Origin of the sequence: Micromonospora sp. C28ISP2-4 (assembly GCF_030519385.1) — a bacterium.
GTDB lineage: Bacteria > Actinomycetota > Actinomycetes > Mycobacteriales > Micromonosporaceae > Micromonospora > Micromonospora tulbaghiae.
Genome location: NZ_JAUMKG010000007.1, coordinates 200,273 through 217,463, shown reverse-complemented (window position 1 = coordinate 217,463; position 17,191 = coordinate 200,273). Strand labels below are relative to the sequence as shown.

16 protein-coding genes are annotated in these 17,191 nt (G+C 76.7%); 10 read left to right on the top strand and 6 right to left on the bottom strand.

What is annotated here, in order from left to right:
* Positions 1-79: 79 nt before the first annotated feature.
* From Q3W68_RS24495 to Q3W68_RS24485, 3 genes are all read right to left on the bottom strand, one after another.
* Positions 80-1,858: a DNA polymerase Y family protein gene (locus tag Q3W68_RS24495; protein ID WP_302907697.1), complete on the bottom strand. Its 1,779-nt coding sequence runs from the start codon at positions 1,856-1,858 to the stop codon at positions 80-82.
* Complete coding sequence (locus tag Q3W68_RS24490) at positions 1,855-2,616, bottom strand: hypothetical protein (RefSeq protein WP_302907696.1); 762 nt, start codon at positions 2,614-2,616, stop codon at positions 1,855-1,857. Before Q3W68_RS24490 ends, Q3W68_RS24495 begins: the two co-directional genes overlap by 4 nt.
* Positions 2,617-2,756: 140 nt before the next feature.
* A complete protein-coding gene (locus tag Q3W68_RS24485; RefSeq protein ID WP_302907695.1) occupies positions 2,757-3,260 on the bottom strand; it encodes an SAV_6107 family HEPN domain-containing protein in 504 nt (167 codons plus the stop codon).
* Positions 3,261-3,767: 507 nt separating this feature from the next.
* Between Q3W68_RS24485 and Q3W68_RS24480 the strand changes: the two genes are divergently transcribed.
* The 6 genes from Q3W68_RS24480 (at position 3,768) to Q3W68_RS24455 (ending at position 9,076) form a co-directional block, all read left to right on the top strand.
* Positions 3,768-4,256: a YbaK/EbsC family protein gene (locus tag Q3W68_RS24480; protein ID WP_302907694.1), complete on the top strand. Its 489-nt coding sequence runs from the start codon at positions 3,768-3,770 to the stop codon at positions 4,254-4,256.
* A complete protein-coding gene (locus tag Q3W68_RS24475) occupies positions 4,253-4,981 on the top strand; it encodes a monooxygenase (protein WP_302907693.1) in 729 nt (242 codons plus the stop codon). The genes Q3W68_RS24480 and Q3W68_RS24475 overlap by 4 nt, the downstream gene beginning before the upstream one ends.
* Positions 4,978-5,532: a GNAT family N-acetyltransferase gene (locus Q3W68_RS24470; RefSeq protein ID WP_302907692.1), complete on the top strand. Its 555-nt coding sequence runs from the start codon at positions 4,978-4,980 to the stop codon at positions 5,530-5,532. Before Q3W68_RS24475 ends, Q3W68_RS24470 begins: the two co-directional genes overlap by 4 nt.
* 116 nt (positions 5,533-5,648) lie before the next feature.
* On the top strand, positions 5,649-6,452 hold the full coding sequence (locus tag Q3W68_RS24465; RefSeq protein ID WP_302907691.1) for a carotenoid biosynthesis protein: 804 nt from the start codon (positions 5,649-5,651) through the stop codon (positions 6,450-6,452).
* Complete coding sequence (locus tag Q3W68_RS24460; protein WP_302907690.1) at positions 6,449-7,576, top strand: glycosyltransferase family 2 protein; 1,128 nt, start codon at positions 6,449-6,451, stop codon at positions 7,574-7,576. The genes Q3W68_RS24465 and Q3W68_RS24460 overlap by 4 nt, the downstream gene beginning before the upstream one ends.
* A gap of 12 nt (positions 7,577-7,588) precedes the next feature.
* Positions 7,589-9,076, top strand: a complete 1,488-nt coding sequence (locus Q3W68_RS24455) for an NAD(P)/FAD-dependent oxidoreductase (protein WP_302907689.1) — start codon at positions 7,589-7,591, stop codon at positions 9,074-9,076.
* A gap of 133 nt (positions 9,077-9,209) precedes the next feature.
* Here the strand turns inward: Q3W68_RS24455 and Q3W68_RS24450 are convergent, their stop codons facing one another.
* Positions 9,210-9,899 carry a CDP-alcohol phosphatidyltransferase family protein gene (locus tag Q3W68_RS24450; protein WP_302907688.1) on the bottom strand — a complete coding sequence of 230 codons (690 nt, stop codon included), beginning with the start codon at positions 9,897-9,899 and terminating at the stop codon, positions 9,210-9,212.
* Positions 9,900-9,943: 44 nt separating this feature from the next.
* On the bottom strand, positions 9,944-10,861 hold the full coding sequence (gene metF / locus Q3W68_RS24445) for a methylenetetrahydrofolate reductase [NAD(P)H] (RefSeq protein ID WP_302907687.1): 918 nt from the start codon (positions 10,859-10,861) through the stop codon (positions 9,944-9,946).
* 228 nt (positions 10,862-11,089) lie between these two features.
* Between metF and Q3W68_RS24440 the strand changes: the two genes are divergently transcribed.
* On the top strand, positions 11,090-12,541 hold the full coding sequence (locus Q3W68_RS24440) for a helix-turn-helix transcriptional regulator (RefSeq protein WP_302907686.1): 1,452 nt from the start codon (positions 11,090-11,092) through the stop codon (positions 12,539-12,541).
* Between the two features lie 63 nt (positions 12,542-12,604).
* Positions 12,605-13,687: a polyprenyl synthetase family protein gene (locus tag Q3W68_RS24435; RefSeq protein ID WP_302907685.1), complete on the top strand. Its 1,083-nt coding sequence runs from the start codon at positions 12,605-12,607 to the stop codon at positions 13,685-13,687.
* Between the two features lie 126 nt (positions 13,688-13,813).
* On the opposite strand, the gene Q3W68_RS24430 is transcribed toward Q3W68_RS24435, so the two are convergent.
* Positions 13,814-14,194 carry an Rv2175c family DNA-binding protein gene (locus Q3W68_RS24430; protein WP_302907684.1) on the bottom strand — a complete coding sequence of 127 codons (381 nt, stop codon included), beginning with the start codon at positions 14,192-14,194 and terminating at the stop codon, positions 13,814-13,816.
* 142 nt (positions 14,195-14,336) lie between these two features.
* Here Q3W68_RS24430 and Q3W68_RS24425 point away from each other — a divergent pair, with 142 nt between their 5' ends.
* Both Q3W68_RS24425 and Q3W68_RS24420 read left to right on the top strand, forming a co-directional pair.
* Positions 14,337-16,322 carry a Stk1 family PASTA domain-containing Ser/Thr kinase gene (locus Q3W68_RS24425; RefSeq protein ID WP_302907683.1) on the top strand — a complete coding sequence of 662 codons (1,986 nt, stop codon included), beginning with the start codon at positions 14,337-14,339 and terminating at the stop codon, positions 16,320-16,322.
* Positions 16,319-17,188 (top strand): deoxyribonuclease IV, encoded by an 870-nt coding sequence (locus Q3W68_RS24420; protein WP_302907682.1) that lies wholly within the window; start codon positions 16,319-16,321, stop codon positions 17,186-17,188. Before Q3W68_RS24425 ends, Q3W68_RS24420 begins: the two co-directional genes overlap by 4 nt.
* The last annotated feature ends 3 nt before the right edge of the window (positions 17,189-17,191 follow it).

Genomic DNA, 17,191 nt, shown 5'->3' with positions numbered 1-17,191 from the left:
CCCCGCACCCGGCCGCCCGAGATCTTGGTACGGAACGGCCCCCCGAGGGGCGCTTTCGTACCAAGATCTTTCCCGGCGCTCAGTCATAGATCGCCTCCACCAGCCACTGCCCGCTCTCGACCGCGAGCAGCAGGGCGGCCCCGTCGGCCAGGCACACCTGGAACCGCGCCCGGCGGCGCGCCTCGGCCGGCGCCCACCAGCGTTCGTCCACCGGCCACGGGCCGGCCCAGCCGGTGATCTCGGCCGGGCGGCCGTCGCCGACTGTCAGCCGGGCCGGCGCCGCGCTGACCGCCAGCCGGGCGCTCACCACGACCGGCTCCCCGGCGGCGTCACGCACGTCGGCGGGCAGCGGGGTGGTCAGCACCACGGCCGGTGACGGTGGCGGAATCCGCCCCGGCCACGGCGGCTCCGCCACCGCCCGGCCCCGGCCGGCCCGCCGCCGCGAACCACCCCCAGCGGGTACGACGACCGAGGCGGACGCGGCACCCGGAGCGGACCCGGCGGCCGGGACGAGCGACGCGGCCGGGGACGACGGCACTGCCGGAGCTCGGGACGGCGACGCGACCGGAGCCGGAGCCGGGGACGCCGGGACCGGGGGCGCTGCCGCAGGCGGCAGGGGTGGCGGGCCCGGGCGTGCGGGCACCCGCTCGTCGCCCCACGGCACGAGGCGCACCTGGTCGGCCGGGGAACGCCCACCGCCGAGCACCGCGGTGACCACCGCCTCGGGGCCGAGGATGCCCTGTACCCGGCTCAACGCGCGGTGCGCCCGCTCCCGTTCCTCACCGGTCTCCCCCCACAGCCCGGGTTGCAGGCCCGCCTGGGCGAGCACCCCGTCGGGCACCAGTCGCAGCCGGACGATCCCGGCGGTGGGCCGGGCCGGACGCGCCCCGCCCCGGCCGTTGCTGCCGGAGAGCCAACCGTCGAGCTGCCAGCGGACCCGGTCGGCGATGGCCGCGGCGGTGAGCAGGCCGTCGTGCCGCCAGACCCGGTGCAGCTCCTGGCCGTGCGCGGTGACCGCCTCGATGCCGAGGCGGGTGCAGGCCAGCCCGTACCCGGCCAGCCGCTCGTGCAGCCGCTCGGCGAGCGTGCGGGCGGCGAACGCGGCGGCGTCGACCCGGTCGACCGGCTCGTCGTAGTCGGCGGTGACTGTGAGATCGGCGGGTGGCTGCCGGACCGCGAGCGGGCGGTCGTCCCGGCCGCCGGCGAGCCGGTGCGCCAGCGCCCCGTCGAAGCCGAACCGGGCCAGCACGTCCCCGGCCGGCAGCGCCGCGAACTCGCCGAGGGTGCGGACGCCGAGCCGGCGCAGCAGGTCGGCCAGGGCGGGCCGGCCGAGCGCCTCGACCGGCCGGGCGGCCAGGAACTCGCGGGTGCCGCCGGGGGCCACGATCCGCCCCTCCCGGGCGGCCAGCCCGGCCGCGAACACCCCGTCGGCGATGCCGACCTGACTCTCCACCGCGCAGCTCTGCGCGACGTGCTCCACGATCCGCTCGGCCGCCGCCTCCTCGCCGCCGAGGTAGCGGCTCGGCCCCCGGGCCGCTGTGGCGCAGGCGCCGGGCCGGATCACCTCGACGCCGGCGACCACCTCCTCCACGGCGGCCACCACCGGCTCGAACGCGCGCACGTCCCGGCCGGGGTCGTGGTCGACCACCGTCAGGTGCGGGCAGCGCCCCTGCGCCTCGCGGCGGCGCAGTCCGCGCCGGATCCCCTCGGCGCGGGCCCGCTCGGAGCAGGCGATGACCCGGTTGGCGTGCAGCACCACGACCGGGTCGGTGGCGGGCACCCCGTCGACGATCTCGGCGGCAAGGACCGGCCAGTCCGGGCACCAGAGCAGCAGCGTCCGCTGCGGTGCGCCGCTCACGCCGGACCGGCCGCGGCGAGCGTACGGGCGGGTGGGGCGACCACGCGCAGCCGGCGCGACAGCGCGGCGGGCGGTGCGCCGAGCCCGGCCGAGCCGGGGATCACCCGGGTCAGCTCGTCGCCGGGCAGCCACACCTTGATCTCCTTGGGGCGGGCGGCGGCGCCCCGGCCCCGGGCCGAGACGGTCACCTCGCGGCGGCGCAGCCGGCCGCGGCCGGGGCCGAGCCCCTGCCAGACGCCCCGGACCACCTGGAGCGTGACGTCCGCGCCGTCCCACCGGCCGTACGGGACGAGCACGCTTCCGCGCTGCCGGGCGCGGGCGGCCAGCCGGGTGGCGACCGAGGCGGAGACGGTGGCCGGCACGGCTGTGACCACCACGTCGACCCCGTCGATGAGCGCGGCGACCACTGTGGGCCACTCCGGCCCGGGGTCGGGCACCAGGGCCAGCCGGTCCAGGGCGATGCCCGCCTCGGCCGCCGCGCCGGCCCCGAACGTGGGTACGCCGACCACGGCGCACCACGAGCCGGCCCGGGACGCCTCGGCGAGCAGCGCGAGGATCAGCGAGGTGGCGCCGCTGCGCCGGGGCTGGCCGGCGCCGACCGCGACGGTGCTGCCGCGCCGCAGGCCGCGGTTGGGCAGCAGCCCGGTCAGCTCGGCCCGGACGGGAAGCACCCGGTGGCCGCCGGCCGGGTCGGGCGCGCTCGCCGGCCGGACCAGATCGGCCAGGGCGGCGGAACCGACCACCATGCGGCCCGCCATCGGACCAACCCCCCGTCGTGTTTCGCCACGGGCCTCACCCGTGGATGGTGCTGTGGATCGTGTCGTGCGCGGCACGCGTGTGCCGTGGGTGCGGCGCCCGGCCACCCGGGGTCCCGCCGGTGGTGGCCGGGCGCCACGAATCAGGCGGCGGCTGCTCCGGGCCGGGGCGGGGAGTCGGAGGCGCCGAGCCGCAGCGGGCGGGGCAGGCCGTCGAGCGCCGGCTGGTGGGCCAGGCCGAGCGCGGTCTCCACCACCGTCACGAACTCCTCGGCGGCGCGCAGCAGGTCGTCGGCCTCCCGGGCGGTGACCACGCGGGGGATGCCGGCCTCGGCGGCGGCCCGCTTGCTCGCGCCGGCGGCGAAGTAGGCGGCCCACTCGTCCAGCTCGGGGGCGACGGTGGCGAGCAGCACCCAGACGCTGGTGATCCGGTGCCGCTTGGTGGGCGCGGGGCGGGCCCGGGCGGCGAGCACGGCGGCGGCGGCGCGCAGCGCCGCGAGGTGGGCGGCGGCGTACCGGAGGCCGTCGGGACGGGTGCGTGCGGCCTCGGCCAGCCCGTCGCGGGCCACCGCGAGCAACTGGGCGGGGGTGCGGTGCGGCAGCACGTGCGCGGGCACCGTGGGCGCCTGGGCCGGACTGGTCGGCATGGGTCTCTCCTCCGCGTGTGGCCGGGGCGGGCGGTCGTGCGACGGGGAACGTCGCCCGGTCGCCCGGAGCGGTCGGTGCGGAGGAAGACGCACCTTGGTGGCGGCCGGCCGGATGTGGACGCTTCCCCACACCCACACCCGGCCGGCGTGCCGGCGGGTCCGTCGCCCGCCGCCCGGGGGTCGTGGGCGGCGGGCGACGACCTGCCTGACGGGCCCGGACTCGCGACTGTCCGAGACCCGGTGCGGCCCGCGGTGCCGCACCTCCCGGAAGCCGGTGCCGCGAAACACCGCTTCCGGAGCGTTCGACGAGTGTGCGACCGGCTCGGACGGGCCGGGCCAGCCGGGGAGCTGAACCGCTTGCCTTTCAAACCGAATCGAACACTCGTTCTAACTACCCTGACAGTACACCTCCCCCCCGACGAAAACGCAACGTGTGACGCGCCGGGGACGCACGGGAGGGCGACGGCCCCCGGCGGGGGCGTACCGGGGTGGGGGAAGAATGGGTGCATGCAGCCACACCCGAACGTGCAGGCGGTGCAGCGCGCGCTCGACGACGCGGGCGCGCGGAACGGATCGGGCGAGGCCAGCCTCGTCCGACTGCTGCCCGAGGCGGTGCACACCGCGGCCGCGGCGGCCGAGGCGCTCGGCGTCGCCGTCGGCGCCATCGCGAACTCCTTGATCTTCGACGCGGACGACGCGCCGCTGCTGGTGCTCACCTCCGGCGCGCACCGGGTGGACACCGCCGGGCTGGCCGCCACGCTGGGCGTGACCCACCTGCGCCGGGCCAGCCCCGAGTTCGTCAAGCGGCACACCGGGCAGGTGATCGGCGGCGTCGCCCCGGTCGGCCACCCCGCGCCGCTGCGCACCGTCGTCGACACCGCCCTGGCCGGGTACGACGAGGTGTGGGCGGCCGGCGGCGTGCCCCGGGCGGTGTTCCCCACCACGTACGCGGAACTGCTGCGGATCACCGCCGGCACCCCGGCCGAGGTGGCGTGAACCCCGGACTCGTCACGCTGCACGTGTGGCGTGTGCCCCGGCGGGCCGTACCCGGTGTGCTGACCCGGATGGCCACCCACCCGGCACGGCTGCGCCGGCTGCCCGGCGTCCGCTTCGCCAAGCTGCTCGGCACCGGGACCGGCACCGGCTTCGGCCCCGCCGACGCCGACCTGACCCGGTGGGCCGCGCTCGTCGTGTGGGACTCCCCCGCCGACGCGGCCGGCTTCGACGCCTCCCCGGTCGCCCGCTCCTGGGCCCGGATCGCCCGCGCCGCGGTACGGGTGGACCTGCGCCCGCTGACCAGCCGCGGCCAGTGGTCCGGCCGGGAGCCGTTCGGCGCGCCCTCGGGCGGGCGGGTCACCGGGCCGGTGCTGGCGCTGACCCGGGCCCGGCTGCGGGCCCGCCGGGCGGCCACGTTCTGGCGGGCGATCCCGCCGGTCGCCGCCGCCCTGCACACCGCGCCCGGCCTGCTCGCCCGGTTCGGCGTCGGCGAGGCGCCGCTGGGCTGGCAGGGCACTGTGAGCGTGTGGCGCGACCCGGCGGACCTGGTCGCGTTCGCGTACCGTTCCCCGGAGCACCGCGCCGCGATCACCCGCACCCCCACCGAGGGCTGGTACGCGGAGGAACTGTTCGCGCGGTTCGCGGTGGGCGACGTGGTCGGCGACCGTACGGTGCTCGGCTGGGCCGCCGAGGGCGGCCCGGAGACAGCGAGAGGGTACGCATGAGGCTGGTGCGGTGGACGCCGGACGACCTGGTCCGGCGGCTGGACGACGTGGTGGCCGTCTACGGCGAGGCGATGGGTTACCGGCCCGACCTGCTGGAGGCCCGCCGCGGCTACATCGCCACCCACGTACGACGGCCCGGCTTCCGCGCCGTCGCCAGCCTGACCAGCGAGGGCCACCTGGCCGGTTTCGGGTACGGCTACCGGGGCGCCACCGGGCAGTGGTGGCACGACCAGGTGCACCGGGCGCTGGACGCGCAGGCCCGGCAGCGCTGGCTGACCCACCCGTTCGAGGTGGTGGAGCTGCACGTCCGCCCGCCCGCGCAGGGGCACGGCCTGGGCGCCCGCCAGTTGCGCGCGCTGCTCGCCGTGGCCGAGGGCGACACCACGCTGCTGTCCACACCGGAGGCCGACGAGGAGAAGTCCCGGGCCTGGCGGCTGTACCGCCGGTTCGGCTTCGTCGACGTCCTGCGCCACTTCCACTTCCCCGGCGACGAGCGGCCGTTCGGCGTGCTCGGCCGGGACCTGCCGCTGCCCCCGCCGGACGCCCCGTGAGCGCGAGGAGTGAGCCGGGCCTGCGAGCCCCGCAGTCGCGAACGAAAGGCGGCCCCGTGAGCGCGAGGAGTGAGCCGGGCCTGCGAGCCCCGCAGTCGCGAACGAAAGGCGGCACAGTGAGGGCCCGGCTGCCCTGGGCGCTGCTGGCCGTGTTGGTGCTCGCCCAGATCTGCTACCCGCTCACCGGCGGCGCGACCCGGGCCGGGCTCACGGTGGCCACAGTGGTGCTCGGCTGGCTGCTCTCGGTCGGCCACGCGCTGCTCACCCGGGGCGTCCGTGTCGCCGCCGCGCTGGTCGCGGTCGTCACCGGCGGCGGGTTCGCGGTGGAGGCGATCGGCGTGGCCACCGGGTTCCCGTTCGGCAGCTACGACTACTCCGGGGAACTGGGCCCGAAGCTGGCCGGGGTGCCGCTGATCATCCCGCTCGCCTGGACCTGGATGGCCTGGCCGGCCTGGCTCACCGCGGTCCGGCTGGTCCGCTCCCGCATCGCGCGGATCGCGCTCTCGGCGGTGGGGCTGGCCGCCTGGGACCTGTTCCTCGACCCGCAGATGGTGGCCGAGGGCTACTGGACCTGGCTCGACGCCACCCCGGCGCTGCCCGGGCTACCGGGCATCCCGGTCAGCAACTACCTGGGCTGGCTGGGCTTCGCGGTACTGCTCGCAGTCGCGCTGCGCCCGCTCGCCGGGCCGTCGGTGGACCGGGTCGACGGCCGGGACGCCCCGATGTTCGCGCTCTACCTCTGGACGTACGCCTCCAGCGTGCTGGCGCACGCGGTGTTCCTGCGGCTGCCCGCGTCGGCGCTGTGGGGCGCGGCCGGGATGGCGGTGGCGGCGGTGCCGCTGGCGGTGACGCTGTGGCGGGCCCGCCGGGACCGGGCCGCCGCGCCGGAACCGGCACCGCGCGTCGACGCCCCGGCATGATCCCCACCCTCGCGCTGGCCGTGGCGGTCGCCGCGCTCACCGGGCACACGCTCGTCAACGCGTACGCCTGGCTGCGCCGCCCCACCGCCGGCCCGGCCGAGTTGACCGAGCCGGTGGCGGTGCTGCTGCCGTTGCGCGACGAGGCCGAGCGGGTCACCCCCTGCCTGCGTGCGCTGCTGGCCCAGCGCGGCGTGCCGGACCTGCGGATCGTGGTGCTCGACGACGGATCCACCGACGGCACCGCCGACGTGGTCCGCGCGGTGGCCGGTGACGATCCCCGCGTCACGCTGCTCACCGGCGTCGCCCCGCCGCCCGGCTGGCTGGGCAAGCCGCACGCCTGCTGGCAGCTCGCCACCCGCACCGGCCCGGAACCGACAGTGCTGGCCTTCGTCGACGCCGACGTGGTGCTCACCCCGTACGCGGTGGCGGCGGCGGTGACCGAGTTGCGCGCGGCGGACGCGGCGCTGCTGTCGCCGTACCCCCGGATCGTGGTGCGGACGGCGGCCGACCGGCTGGTGCAGCCGTTGCTGCAGTGGTTGTGGCTGACGTTCCTGCCGCTGCGCGCGATGGAACGCTCGCGGCGGCCCTCGCTGGCCGCGGCGGGCGGGCAGTTCCTGGTCGTGGACCGGGCCGGCTACCTGCGGGCCGGCGGGCACGCGGCGGTGGCCGACAGGGTGCTGGAGGACATCGAGCTGGCCCGGGCGGTGAAGCGGGCCGGCGGGCGGATCGCGCTGGCCGACGGGTCCCGGCTGGCGTCCTGCCGGATGTACGACACCTGGCCGCAGCTGCGCGACGGCTACACCAAGTCGCTGTGGGCGACGTTCGGGCACCCCACCGCCGCGGCGGCCGTGCTGGCGCTGCTGTTCGCGCTCTACGTCGCGCCGCCGCTGCTGGCCGTCGGGGCGCTGCTCGCCGGCGCGCCGGCGGTGGCCGCCGTGGCGTTCCTGGTCTACCTGGCCGGTGTCGCCGGGCGGGTGGTCAGCGCCCGCGCCACCGGCGGACGGGCGTGGCCCGACGCGCTGGGCCACCCCGTGTCGGTCGTGGTCCTCGGTTGGCTGACCGTCCGGTCGTACCATCTGCGGAAGCGACGCCGGCTCACCTGGCGGGGTCGCCCGGTCACCTAGGAGGGGCACGCCATGGCGCGCATCGTGGTCATCGGCGCCGGGGTGGGCGGGCTCGCCACCGCCGCCCGGCTCGCGGTCACCGGGCACGAGGTCACCGTCCTCGAACGGGCCGGCACGGTCGGGGGCAAGCTCGGCCGGTACGCCCACCACACCCCGGAGGGGGTGTGGCACTTCGACACCGGCCCGAGCCTGTTCACCCTGCCGCAGGTCTTCCACGACCTGTTCGAGGCGACCGGGGCGAAACTCGACGAATACCTCGACCTGGTCCCGCTGGACCCGATCGTGCGGCACGTCTTCCCCGGCGGCGGGCCCGTGCTCGACTCCTGCGCCGACCCGGACGAGTTCGCCGCCCGGATCGGCGCCGCGTTCGGCGACCGGTCCGCCGCCGACTGGCGCGGGTTGTGGCGCCGCGCCGACCGGGTGTGGGCGGCCTCGCACCGGGACATCCTGCGCCGTACCGTCGACTCGCCCCGCGACCTGGCGGCGCTGGCGTGGCGGCTGGGCGACCTGGCCGCCATCGGCCCCGGCCGCAGCCTGCGCGGGCTGGGCCGCCGCCACCTGTCCGACCCGCGGATGCGGATGCTGCTGGACCGGTACGCCACGTACACCGGCGCCGACCCGCGCCGCGCCCCGGCCGCGCTCGTCGCCGTCCCCTACGCCGAGCTGGCGTACGGCGGCTGGTACCTGCGCGGCGGGCTGGGCACGCTGGCCGACGCGCTGCTGTCGCGCTGCCTGGACCTGGGCGTGGTGGTGCGCACCGACGCCACTGTCACCCGGATCGACGCCGCGGGCGGGCGGGTGCACGGGGTACGCGTGGCCGGGTCGGCCGCGCCGGTACCGGCCGACGTGGTGGTCGCCAACGTGGACGCGCTCACCGTCTACCGGGACCTGCTGCCCGACCCGCGCCGGCTGGCCGCGCTCACCGACCGCAGCCTGGCCGGGTTCGTGCTGCTGCTGGGCGTACGCGGCGACTCCGGGCTGGCCCACCACACCGTCTTCTTCCCCCGCGACTACGACGCCGAGTTCGACGCCGTGTTCGGTGACCCGGGTCGCGGGGTGCGGGCCCGCCCGGCGCCCGACCCGACCGTGTTCGTCACCGCCGCCGACGACCCGGCGGTCCGCCCGGACGGCCACGAGGCGTGGTTCGTGCTGGTCAACGCGCCCCGGCACGGCACCGCCGCGAGCACCGTGAACTGGCGGCGGCCCGGCCTGGCCGAGGCGTACGCGGACCGGATCCTCGACGTGCTGGCCGAACGCGGGGCCGACGTGCGGGACCGGCTGGTGTTCCGGGAGATCCGTACCCCGGCCGACCTGGACGCGGCCACCGGCGCGCCGGGCGGGGCGATCTACGGCACTGCGGGCGGGCTGCTTCGCCCGGCCAACCGGGGCCCGGCGGCCGGGCTCTGGCTGGTCGGCGGCTCCAGCCACCCGGGCGGCGGCCTGCCCATGGTGACGCTGTCCGCGGAGATCGTCGCCGAGGCGGTCGGCCCGGCCTGGTGAGGGTGTAAGGAAGGGCCCCTTATTAACGCCTCCGGTAGAGGAAGGGTCCCTTGTTAACGCGCGCTGCCCCGCCGCGCACCCGTGCGGCGGGCCGCGCGGGCGCGGCAGGGCTGCGCGGGGGCGGGCGCGGCGGTCAGCCGGCGTCGACCAGGGCGCGGCGGACGGCGGAGAGCAACTGGCCGAGGCCGAACCCGGCGAGCAGCACCCAGACCGTGGTGGCCATGGTGATGGTGCCGGCGGGCAGGTCGGCGTCGATCAGGCCGGTGAGCCCGGCGACCAGCAGCCCGACCAGCGCGACGCAGACCCGGGTCGGCCGCTCCCCCACAGTCACCGCGCCGATCTCGCGCATCCCGGCCGACACCGCGCGCGCCCGCACGTACTCGTGCAGCCAGGACAGGCCACCGGCCGCCACCACCAGCGCGCCCGGCGCACCGAGCAGCCAGAACGCGACCAGCCAGGCCACCTCGCCGAGCCGGTCGGCGACCGAGTCGTACACGTACCCCAGGCGGGTCGTGCGGCCGGTGGCCACCGCCACCGCGCCGTCGACGCTGTCGGCCACGGCCGCCAGCAGCACGAACACCGCGCCCAGGAACGGCCCGTTGCCGGGGCGCTCCACGAACAGGGGTACGCAGAAGCAGAGCAGCACCCCGAACACGGTCACCGGGGTCGGGCCGACGCGCAGCCGGCCCAGCACGTAGCCCACGTGGTAGGCGAAGCGCAGCCAGGCGCGCACCACCGGCGCGGCGGTACGCGGATCGAAGCCGCCGTGCAGCCGCGCCCACGCGGTCGCGTACTGGTCCCAGTTCAGCTGTGTGCCCACCACGGATCAACCGTAGAAGCACGGCGCGGGTGTCGTGTGGCGGGTGGTCACACCCGTGCGGCGGCGCGCAGCCGCTGCCACACCTCGCGGGTCGCGGTGGACCGGTTGAGCGTGATGAAGTGGATCCCCGGCACACCCTCGTCGAGCAGCTTCTCGCACATCTCGCTCGCCTGCTCGACGCCGAGGCGGCGTACCGCCTCCGGGTCGTCGGCCACCCGCTCGAACCGCTCCGCCAGCGCGGGCGGGAACGGCGCGCCGGACAGCTGCACCGACCGTTCGATGGTGCCGATCTGGGTCACCGGCATCACCCCGGCCAGGATCGGCGTGTCGCAGCCGGCGGCGGCCACCCGGTCGCGCAGGCGCAGGTAGTCGTCGGCGTCGAAGAACATCTGGGTGATCGCGAACTCCGCGCCGGCCCGGCACTTGCGGACGAAGTGCGCGGTGTCGCTGTCCACGTCCGGTGAGCGCGGGTGCTTGTACGGGAAGGCGGCCACGCCGACGCTGAAGTCGCCGCTGTCGCGGACCAGCCGGACCAGGTCCTCGGCGTACCGGACGCCCTCGGGGTGGGCGATCCACTCGCCGCCCGGGTCGCCCGGCGGGTCACCCCGCACGGCCAGCACGTTGCGCACCCCGACCGAGGCCAGCCGGCCGATCACGTGCCGCAGCTCGGCCACCGAGTGGTTCACGGCGGTCAGGTGCGCCATCGGCAGCAGCGTGGTCTCGGTGGCGATCCGCTCGGTCACCGCCACTGTGGTGTCGCGCGTCGAGCCGCCCGCGCCGTAGGTGATCGACACGAACGAGGGACGCAGCGACTCCAGCTCACGGATGGCCTGCCAGAGCAGCTTCTCCCCGGCCTGGGTCTTCGGCGGGAAGAACTCGAAGGAGAACGTGGGGCGGCCGTCACGGATCAGCTCCCCGATGGCCGGCTGGGGATTGGGAAGGACCGAGGGAAGACCGAGCGCCACGGACCGACTGTAACCGGGACGGCACGCCGCACCGGGAATCTTCCCAGCCCGCGAACACCTGCCCCGGCGCGACGTCGTACCCCGGGGGTAGAAAGACGGCAGCGCGGTGGGGCGGCCGACGGCCGGTCCCGGGGGCCCGCGCGGGGGTCGCCACGACGGCGACGCGCCGGCGCCACCACCTGGCCGGGCGTCCGCGTCGCCATCCGCGCCGTCGCCCCGGAGGTTCCGATGATCCCGTCCCCGCCGCCCGGCCCGCGCCTGCTCGGGCCGCTGCTGGCCGAGTTGCGGGCCGCCCGTGGCTGGAGCCAGCAGCGGATGGCCGCCGAGCTGTGCGCCGCCTCCGGCGTGCCCACGCTGACCCGGAACGAGGTGTCCCGCTGGGAACGTCAGCTGCGGCTTCCCGGCGACTTCTGGTCCGCCTGGCTGGCGGCGGTCCTGGGGGTGCCGGGCGAGCTGCTCGCCGAGGCCGCCGCCCGCAGCCGCCGGCTGGGCGTGGCGCCCGCCGCTGTCGACCCGGCCGGATCCCGCGCCCGGCTGGCCCTGCTCACGCTCGCGTACCGCTGGGCCGCCGACCCGGGCGGCCGCACCCTGACCGGCCCGTTCGCCGCCGCACCGCCGCCGCTGGCCGGCCGGCCCGGGCGGGACGACGAGCACCCGGCCGTCCGCCACGGCCCGCGCACGCCCGTCGGCGACGAGCCCTGGTCGCTCGGCGTCCACGTCCCGAGCGGGCGGGGCGAGTCCGCCGGTGGCGGTTCCGGTCGCGGTCACCCGGCGGACGGGGTGACGCTCGCCACGCTGCGGCGCTGGGACGACCTGCTCGGCGGCGGCGACCTCGCCGGGCACGGCGCCCGCCGGCTGCGGCGGGCGGTCCGCGGCTACCGGCGCGCCGGGCCCGCCGGCCGGCGGGCGATGCTGCCCGCGCTCGCCGAGTCGGCGCAGCTCGCCGGCTGGCTGGCCGCCGACGCGGGCGACCTCGGCGGGGGCCTGGTCGCGTACCGGCTGGCGCTGCGGGCGGCGGTGGCCGCCGGGCAGCCGCCGCTGGCCGGGTACGTGCTCGCGTCGGCCAGTCACCTGCTGGCCGACGCCGGCGACGCGGCCGGCGCGCTGGTCCTGGCCCGGATCGGGTACGCCGCAGGCCGCGCCGGCGCCTCACCCGGCCTGCGGGCGCTGCTGCTGCACCGGGTGGCGCTCGCCGCCGCGCTTGCCGGGCGTCCCCGCGCCGCCGGGCAGGCGCTGGCCGGGGCGGACCGGGCCGGCACGCCGGAGCCCGGCTGGGAGCCGCCCTGGCTCTACTGGCTCGACGCGGCCGAACTGGCGGCGATGACCGGGCGCACGCTCGTCGCGCTGGGCCGTCCGGCCGCCGCCGTGCCGCTGCTGACACCCGTGGTGGGCGCGCGGGGCCGCCCGCGCCGGTCGGCCGTGTACGGCGGCTGGCTGGCCCGCGGGCACCTGGGCCTGGGCGCGGTGCCCGAGGCGTGCGCGGTGGCCGGCGAGGCGCTGCTCGACGCGGTCCGCTCCGGTTCTTCCCGGGCCGTCGGCCAGCTCACCGCGTTCCGTCGCGGCCTGGCGCACGCACCGCCCGGTCCGGCCACCCGGGGGTACGCGCGAGCGCTCACCGCGGCCCGCCCGTACCTGCCGTCCGGCGTGCCGCGCCACCTGCGCGACCGTCCGTCCAGGTGAGCCACGAGGCACGCCGGGACGCTGGACACGACGAGAACGGGTGTGACCCGCTAGCGTCGTGGCGTGACCCACGCTGCTCCCGTATCCCCCGTCGATCGCGCCGGCCTGCGCCAGCGGATCGACAAGGCGCTGACCGAGTTCCTCGCCGGCCAGCGCGGCTGGCTGACCGCTGTCGACGACGGCCTGCTGCCCGTCGCCGAGGCGATCGAGGCGTTCGTGCTGGGCGGCGGCAAGCGGCTGCGCCCGGCGTTCGGCTACTGGGGTTACCGGGGCGCCGGCGGGGTCGACTCGGACCAGGTCGTCGCCACCCTTGCCGCGCTGGAGTTCGTGCAGGCCAGCGCCCTGATCCACGACGACCTGATGGACCGGTCGGACACCCGGCGCGGCGAACCGGCGATGCACAGGCGGTTCGCCGCCCGGCACCGCGCGGCCGGCTGGGGCGGCGACGCGGACTCCTTCGGCGACGCCGCGGCGATCCTGCTGGGCGACCTGTGCCTGGTCTGGTCCGACGAGCTGCTGCACTCCTCCGGTCTGCCGCCGGCCACCGTCGCCCGGGCCCGGCCGGTCTTCGACGAGATGCGCACCGAGGTGACCGTCGGGCAGTACCTGGACGTGCTGACCCAGGCCACCGGTGACACCTCGCTGGATCGTGCCGCCAAGGTGGCCCGGTACAAGTCGGCGAAGTACACGGTCGAGCGCCCGCTGCTGCTCGGCGCCGCGCTGGCCGGGGCGCCGCCCGAGGTGCACGCCGCCTACTCGGCGTACGGGCTGCCGCTGGGTGAGGCGTTCCAGCTGCGCGACGACGTGCTGGGGGTGTTCGGCGACCCGGAGCGCACCGGCAAGCCGGCCGGTGACGACCTGCGCGAGGGCAAGCGGACGTACCTGGTGGCGGCGGCCCTGGAGACGCTCGACCCGGCCGGCCGGGAGGCGCTGCTGGCCGGGCTCGGCGTACCGGACCTGGACGCGACCGGGGTGGACCGGCTGCGCGAGCTGATCACCACCAGCGGGGCGCTGGATCGGGCCGAGCGGCACATCACGGCGCTCACCGAGAGCGCCCTGGCCGCGCTCACCGCTGTCGACCTGGACACCGAGGCCCGCCAGGCCCTGGTCGACCTGGCCATAGCCGCCACCCGCCGCCCCGCCTGACGCCTCCCCTTCCCCCCACGCCCGCCCCCCGAAGCGGTCGATCATGAAGTTGGCGGCAGTTTCGGAGATCGACTTCGCCGCCAACTTCATGATCGACGGGTTTCCGGGCGGGGTGGGGGGTGGGGGCTAGAAGGCGACGGCCTGGGCTCGGCGTTTGACCTCTCGGGCCAGGTCGCCGCCGAGGGCGACGGCGGGGGTACCGGGAAGACTGGGGTCCTCCCGGTAGAGCCAGCGCAGCGCCTCCTCGTCGTCGTACCCGGCGTCAGCGAGCAGGTTGAGCACGCCGGGCAGGTGCTTGAGCACGGTGCGGTTGGCCACCAGGTCGGCCGGGATCCGGCGGACACCGTCGCGGCGCACCGCGATCAGCTCGCGGTCGCGGATCATCTGGTGCACCTTGCTGATCGACAGCTCCAGGCGCTCGGCCACGTCGGGCAGCGTCAGCCAGCCGGCCGGGTCGGCCGGTCCGGCCAGGTCGGGGCCGGTCTCGGCGGGTACGGAATCGGTCACCCGACCACCCTGCCACGTGCCCGCCGGACCCCGTGCACGGCACCCCGCACCGCCGCCGGGAGCGCGGCGGTCCCCCCGTGTCGCAACCCGGCGGTAGCATCCTGTTCTACCTTCATCCTTCCGACACATAGACTGCCTGCCGATGGACACACAGGTCGCCGACACGTTGCTGGGCTCGCTGATCGAGGGGCGCTACCGCATTCGCGGTCGCGTCGCCCGAGGCGGCATGGCGACCGTGTACACCGCCACCGACGAGCGCCTGGAGCGCACCGTGGCGGTCAAGATCATTCACCCGACCCAGGCGCCGCAGGCCAAGGCCCGGATGGCCGGCTTCGTCGAACGCTTCACCGACGAGGCGAAGACCATCGCCCGGCTCACCCACCCGAACGTGGTGGCGGTCTACGACCAGGGCATCCACGCCGGCCTGCCGTACCTGGTGATGGAGTACGTCCGCGGCCGCACGCTGCGCGACGTGCTCGCCGAGCGCCGCCGGCTGAACCCGGACGAGGCTCTCGCGATCACCGAGCAGATGCTCGCCGCGCTCGCCGCCGCGCACCGGGCGGGCCTGGTGCACCGCGACGTCAAGCCGGAGAACGTGCTGGTCGCCGAGGTCCCCACCGGCGGCAGCCGCAACCTGGTCGACAGCGTGGTCAAGGTGGCCGACTTCGGGCTGGCCCGGGCCGTCGAGGCCAGCGCCGAGGACGAGAACGGCAACCAGCTCATGGCGACTGTGGCGTACGTGGCGCCGGAGCTCGTCACCCAGGGCCACGCGGACCCGCGCACCGACGTCTACTCCGCCGGCATCGTGCTGTTCGAGATGCTCACCGGCCGGGTGCCCTACGACGGCGACCGTCCGGTGGAGGTCGCGTGGCAGCACGTCGACCGGGACGTACCGGCGCCGTCGACGCTGGTGCCGGCGCTGCCACCGGCTCTCGACGCGCTCGTCGCCCGGGCCACCCGGCGCGATCCGGCGGGCCGCCCGGCCGACGCCGCGGCGCTGCTGAGCGAGGTGCAGGCCGTCCGCGAGCAGCTGGGCAACCCGCACGCGCACACCACCGTGCTGCCGCAGCTCAGCGACGACACCGCGGTCCTGAGTCAGCCGACCCAGATGGTGGCCGCGCTCCAGCCGGTCGAGCGGCCCGCGTGGGCCCGGCTGCCGGAGGGCGGCGCCGCGCAGCGCCCGCACCGGCGGCGCGCCGTCGAGGACGACGGTCCGGGGACCGGGTTCGCCGCCCTGCGTACCCGGATCATGGGATCGCCGCGCGGCCGGCTGGCCGTCGCCGCGGCGGTCGTGGTGCTCGGCCTGGTCGCCGCGGTGGGTGGCTGGTGGTTCGGCGTGGGCCGCTACACGGTCGCGCCGCAGCTCGTGAGCCTGACCAAGGCCGACGCGGAGGCGCAGGCCCAGCGCGGCGGTTTCACGCTGAAGTACACCACCCCGCGCCACGACGAGCAGGTCCCCAAGGACACGGTGCTCGGGCAGTCTCCCGGCTCTGCCGCGCGCATCGTCAAGGGCGGCACGATCACGCTGACCCTGTCGCTCGGTCCGGAGCGGCTGCCGGTGCCGGACGTGGTCGGCAAGGACTACGCGCTGGCCCAGACCGAGCTGGAGGGCGCCAACCTGGTCCCGGTCAAGGGCTCCTCCCGGTACGACGACACGCTGCCGGAGGGTGTGGTGCTGGCCACCGACCCGAAGGTGGGCACAGTGGTCAAGCCCGGGGCGAAGGTGACTGTGATCCTCAGCAAGGGTCGCGCCCCGGTGACGGTGCCCGACCTGGTCGGCAAGAGCCTCGCCGAGGCGCGCACGATCCTCGCGCAGCTCGGGCTGAGGCCGGTGGAGAACGTCAAGGACTCCGACAAGCCGAAGGACGAGATCCTCGGTCAGAGCCCGGCCGACGGCACCGGCGTGGAGAAGGGCGCCCAGGTCAAGCTGGAGATCAGCAAGGGCCCGCCGCAGGTGGCCGTCCCCCGGGTGATCGACATGCCCTGCCAGCAGGCCAAGCAGACGCTGGAGAGCCAGGGCTTCCCGGTCAACGTCCAGCTCAATCCGAACGGCATCGCCCGGCTGCAGAACCCGGCCGAGAACACGCCGGTGCCGCCGGGTACGACGGTCACGGTGACGTGCCTGTGAGCGCATGTGACGGGCGCCGGCGGGTGGGGTCGCACACCCCCACCTCCGGCGGTCTGGCCCGGGCGGCCCTGCCGTACGCGGACGCCGCCGAGTCCGAGGTGGTGCAGGTCTACGTCTCGAACTCACGCGGCTGGGCGCTGCCGGCCGGTGACCCGGCGCAGGACGCGTTGTTCCGCGACGGGTGCGGCGAGCGCGGGCTGCCCGTGTTCATCCACGCGTCGCTGCTGGTCAACCTCGGCTCCCCCACCCCGGCGACTGTGACCCGGTCCGCGGAGACGCTGGCCCACGCGCTGCGGCGGGGCCGGGCGATCGGCGCCGAGGGCGTGGTGTTCCACGCCGGCAGCTCGGTCGACGCCGGTCACGACGAGGCAGCCCTGCGGCAGGTCCGGGAGACGCTGCTCCCGCTGCTCGACGAGACCGCGGCCACCGGCGGGCCGATGCTGCTGGTCGAGCCGAGCGCCGGGGGCGGGCGGTCACTGGCGTCGCGGGTCGAGCACCTCGGCCCCTACCTGGACGCGGTCGACCGGCACCCGATGCTCGGGGTCTGCTTCGACACCTGTCACGCCTGGGCGGCCGGTCACGACCTGGCCGCCGAGGGTGGCATGACCGCCACCCTCGACACGCTGGTCGCCACCGTGGGCGCGGACCGGCTGCGGCTGGTGCACGCGAACGACTCGAAGGACCTGTGCGGCTCCACCCGGGACCGGCACGAGAACATCGGCAAGGGCACCATCGGCGAGCCGGCGTTCGCCGAGCTGATGCGCCATCCGGCGACCGCCGGCGTGCCCGTGCTGGTGGAGACCCCCACGGAGAAGCACATCGGCCACGCCGCCGACATAGCCACCCTGAAGCGCCTCCACCCCTGACCC

Coding starts and splice junctions, on each gene's coding strand:
- Q3W68_RS24455 (WP_302907689.1), top strand. CDS start 7,589: ATGGCGCGCATCGTGGTCATCGGCGCCGGGGTGGGCGGGCTCGCCACC.
- Q3W68_RS24440 (WP_302907686.1), top strand. CDS start 11,090: ATGATCCCGTCCCCGCCGCCCGGCCCGCGCCTGCTCGGGCCGCTGCTG.
- Q3W68_RS24480 (WP_302907694.1), top strand. CDS start 3,768: ATGCAGCCACACCCGAACGTGCAGGCGGTGCAGCGCGCGCTCGACGAC.
- Q3W68_RS24485 (WP_302907695.1), bottom strand. CDS start 3,260: ATGCCGACCAGTCCGGCCCAGGCGCCCACGGTGCCCGCGCACGTGCTG.
- Q3W68_RS24490 (WP_302907696.1), bottom strand. CDS start 2,616: ATGGCGGGCCGCATGGTGGTCGGTTCCGCCGCCCTGGCCGATCTGGTC.
- Q3W68_RS24470 (WP_302907692.1), top strand. CDS start 4,978: ATGAGGCTGGTGCGGTGGACGCCGGACGACCTGGTCCGGCGGCTGGAC.
- Q3W68_RS24460 (WP_302907690.1), top strand. CDS start 6,449: ATGATCCCCACCCTCGCGCTGGCCGTGGCGGTCGCCGCGCTCACCGGG.
- Q3W68_RS24425 (WP_302907683.1), top strand. CDS start 14,337: ATGGACACACAGGTCGCCGACACGTTGCTGGGCTCGCTGATCGAGGGG.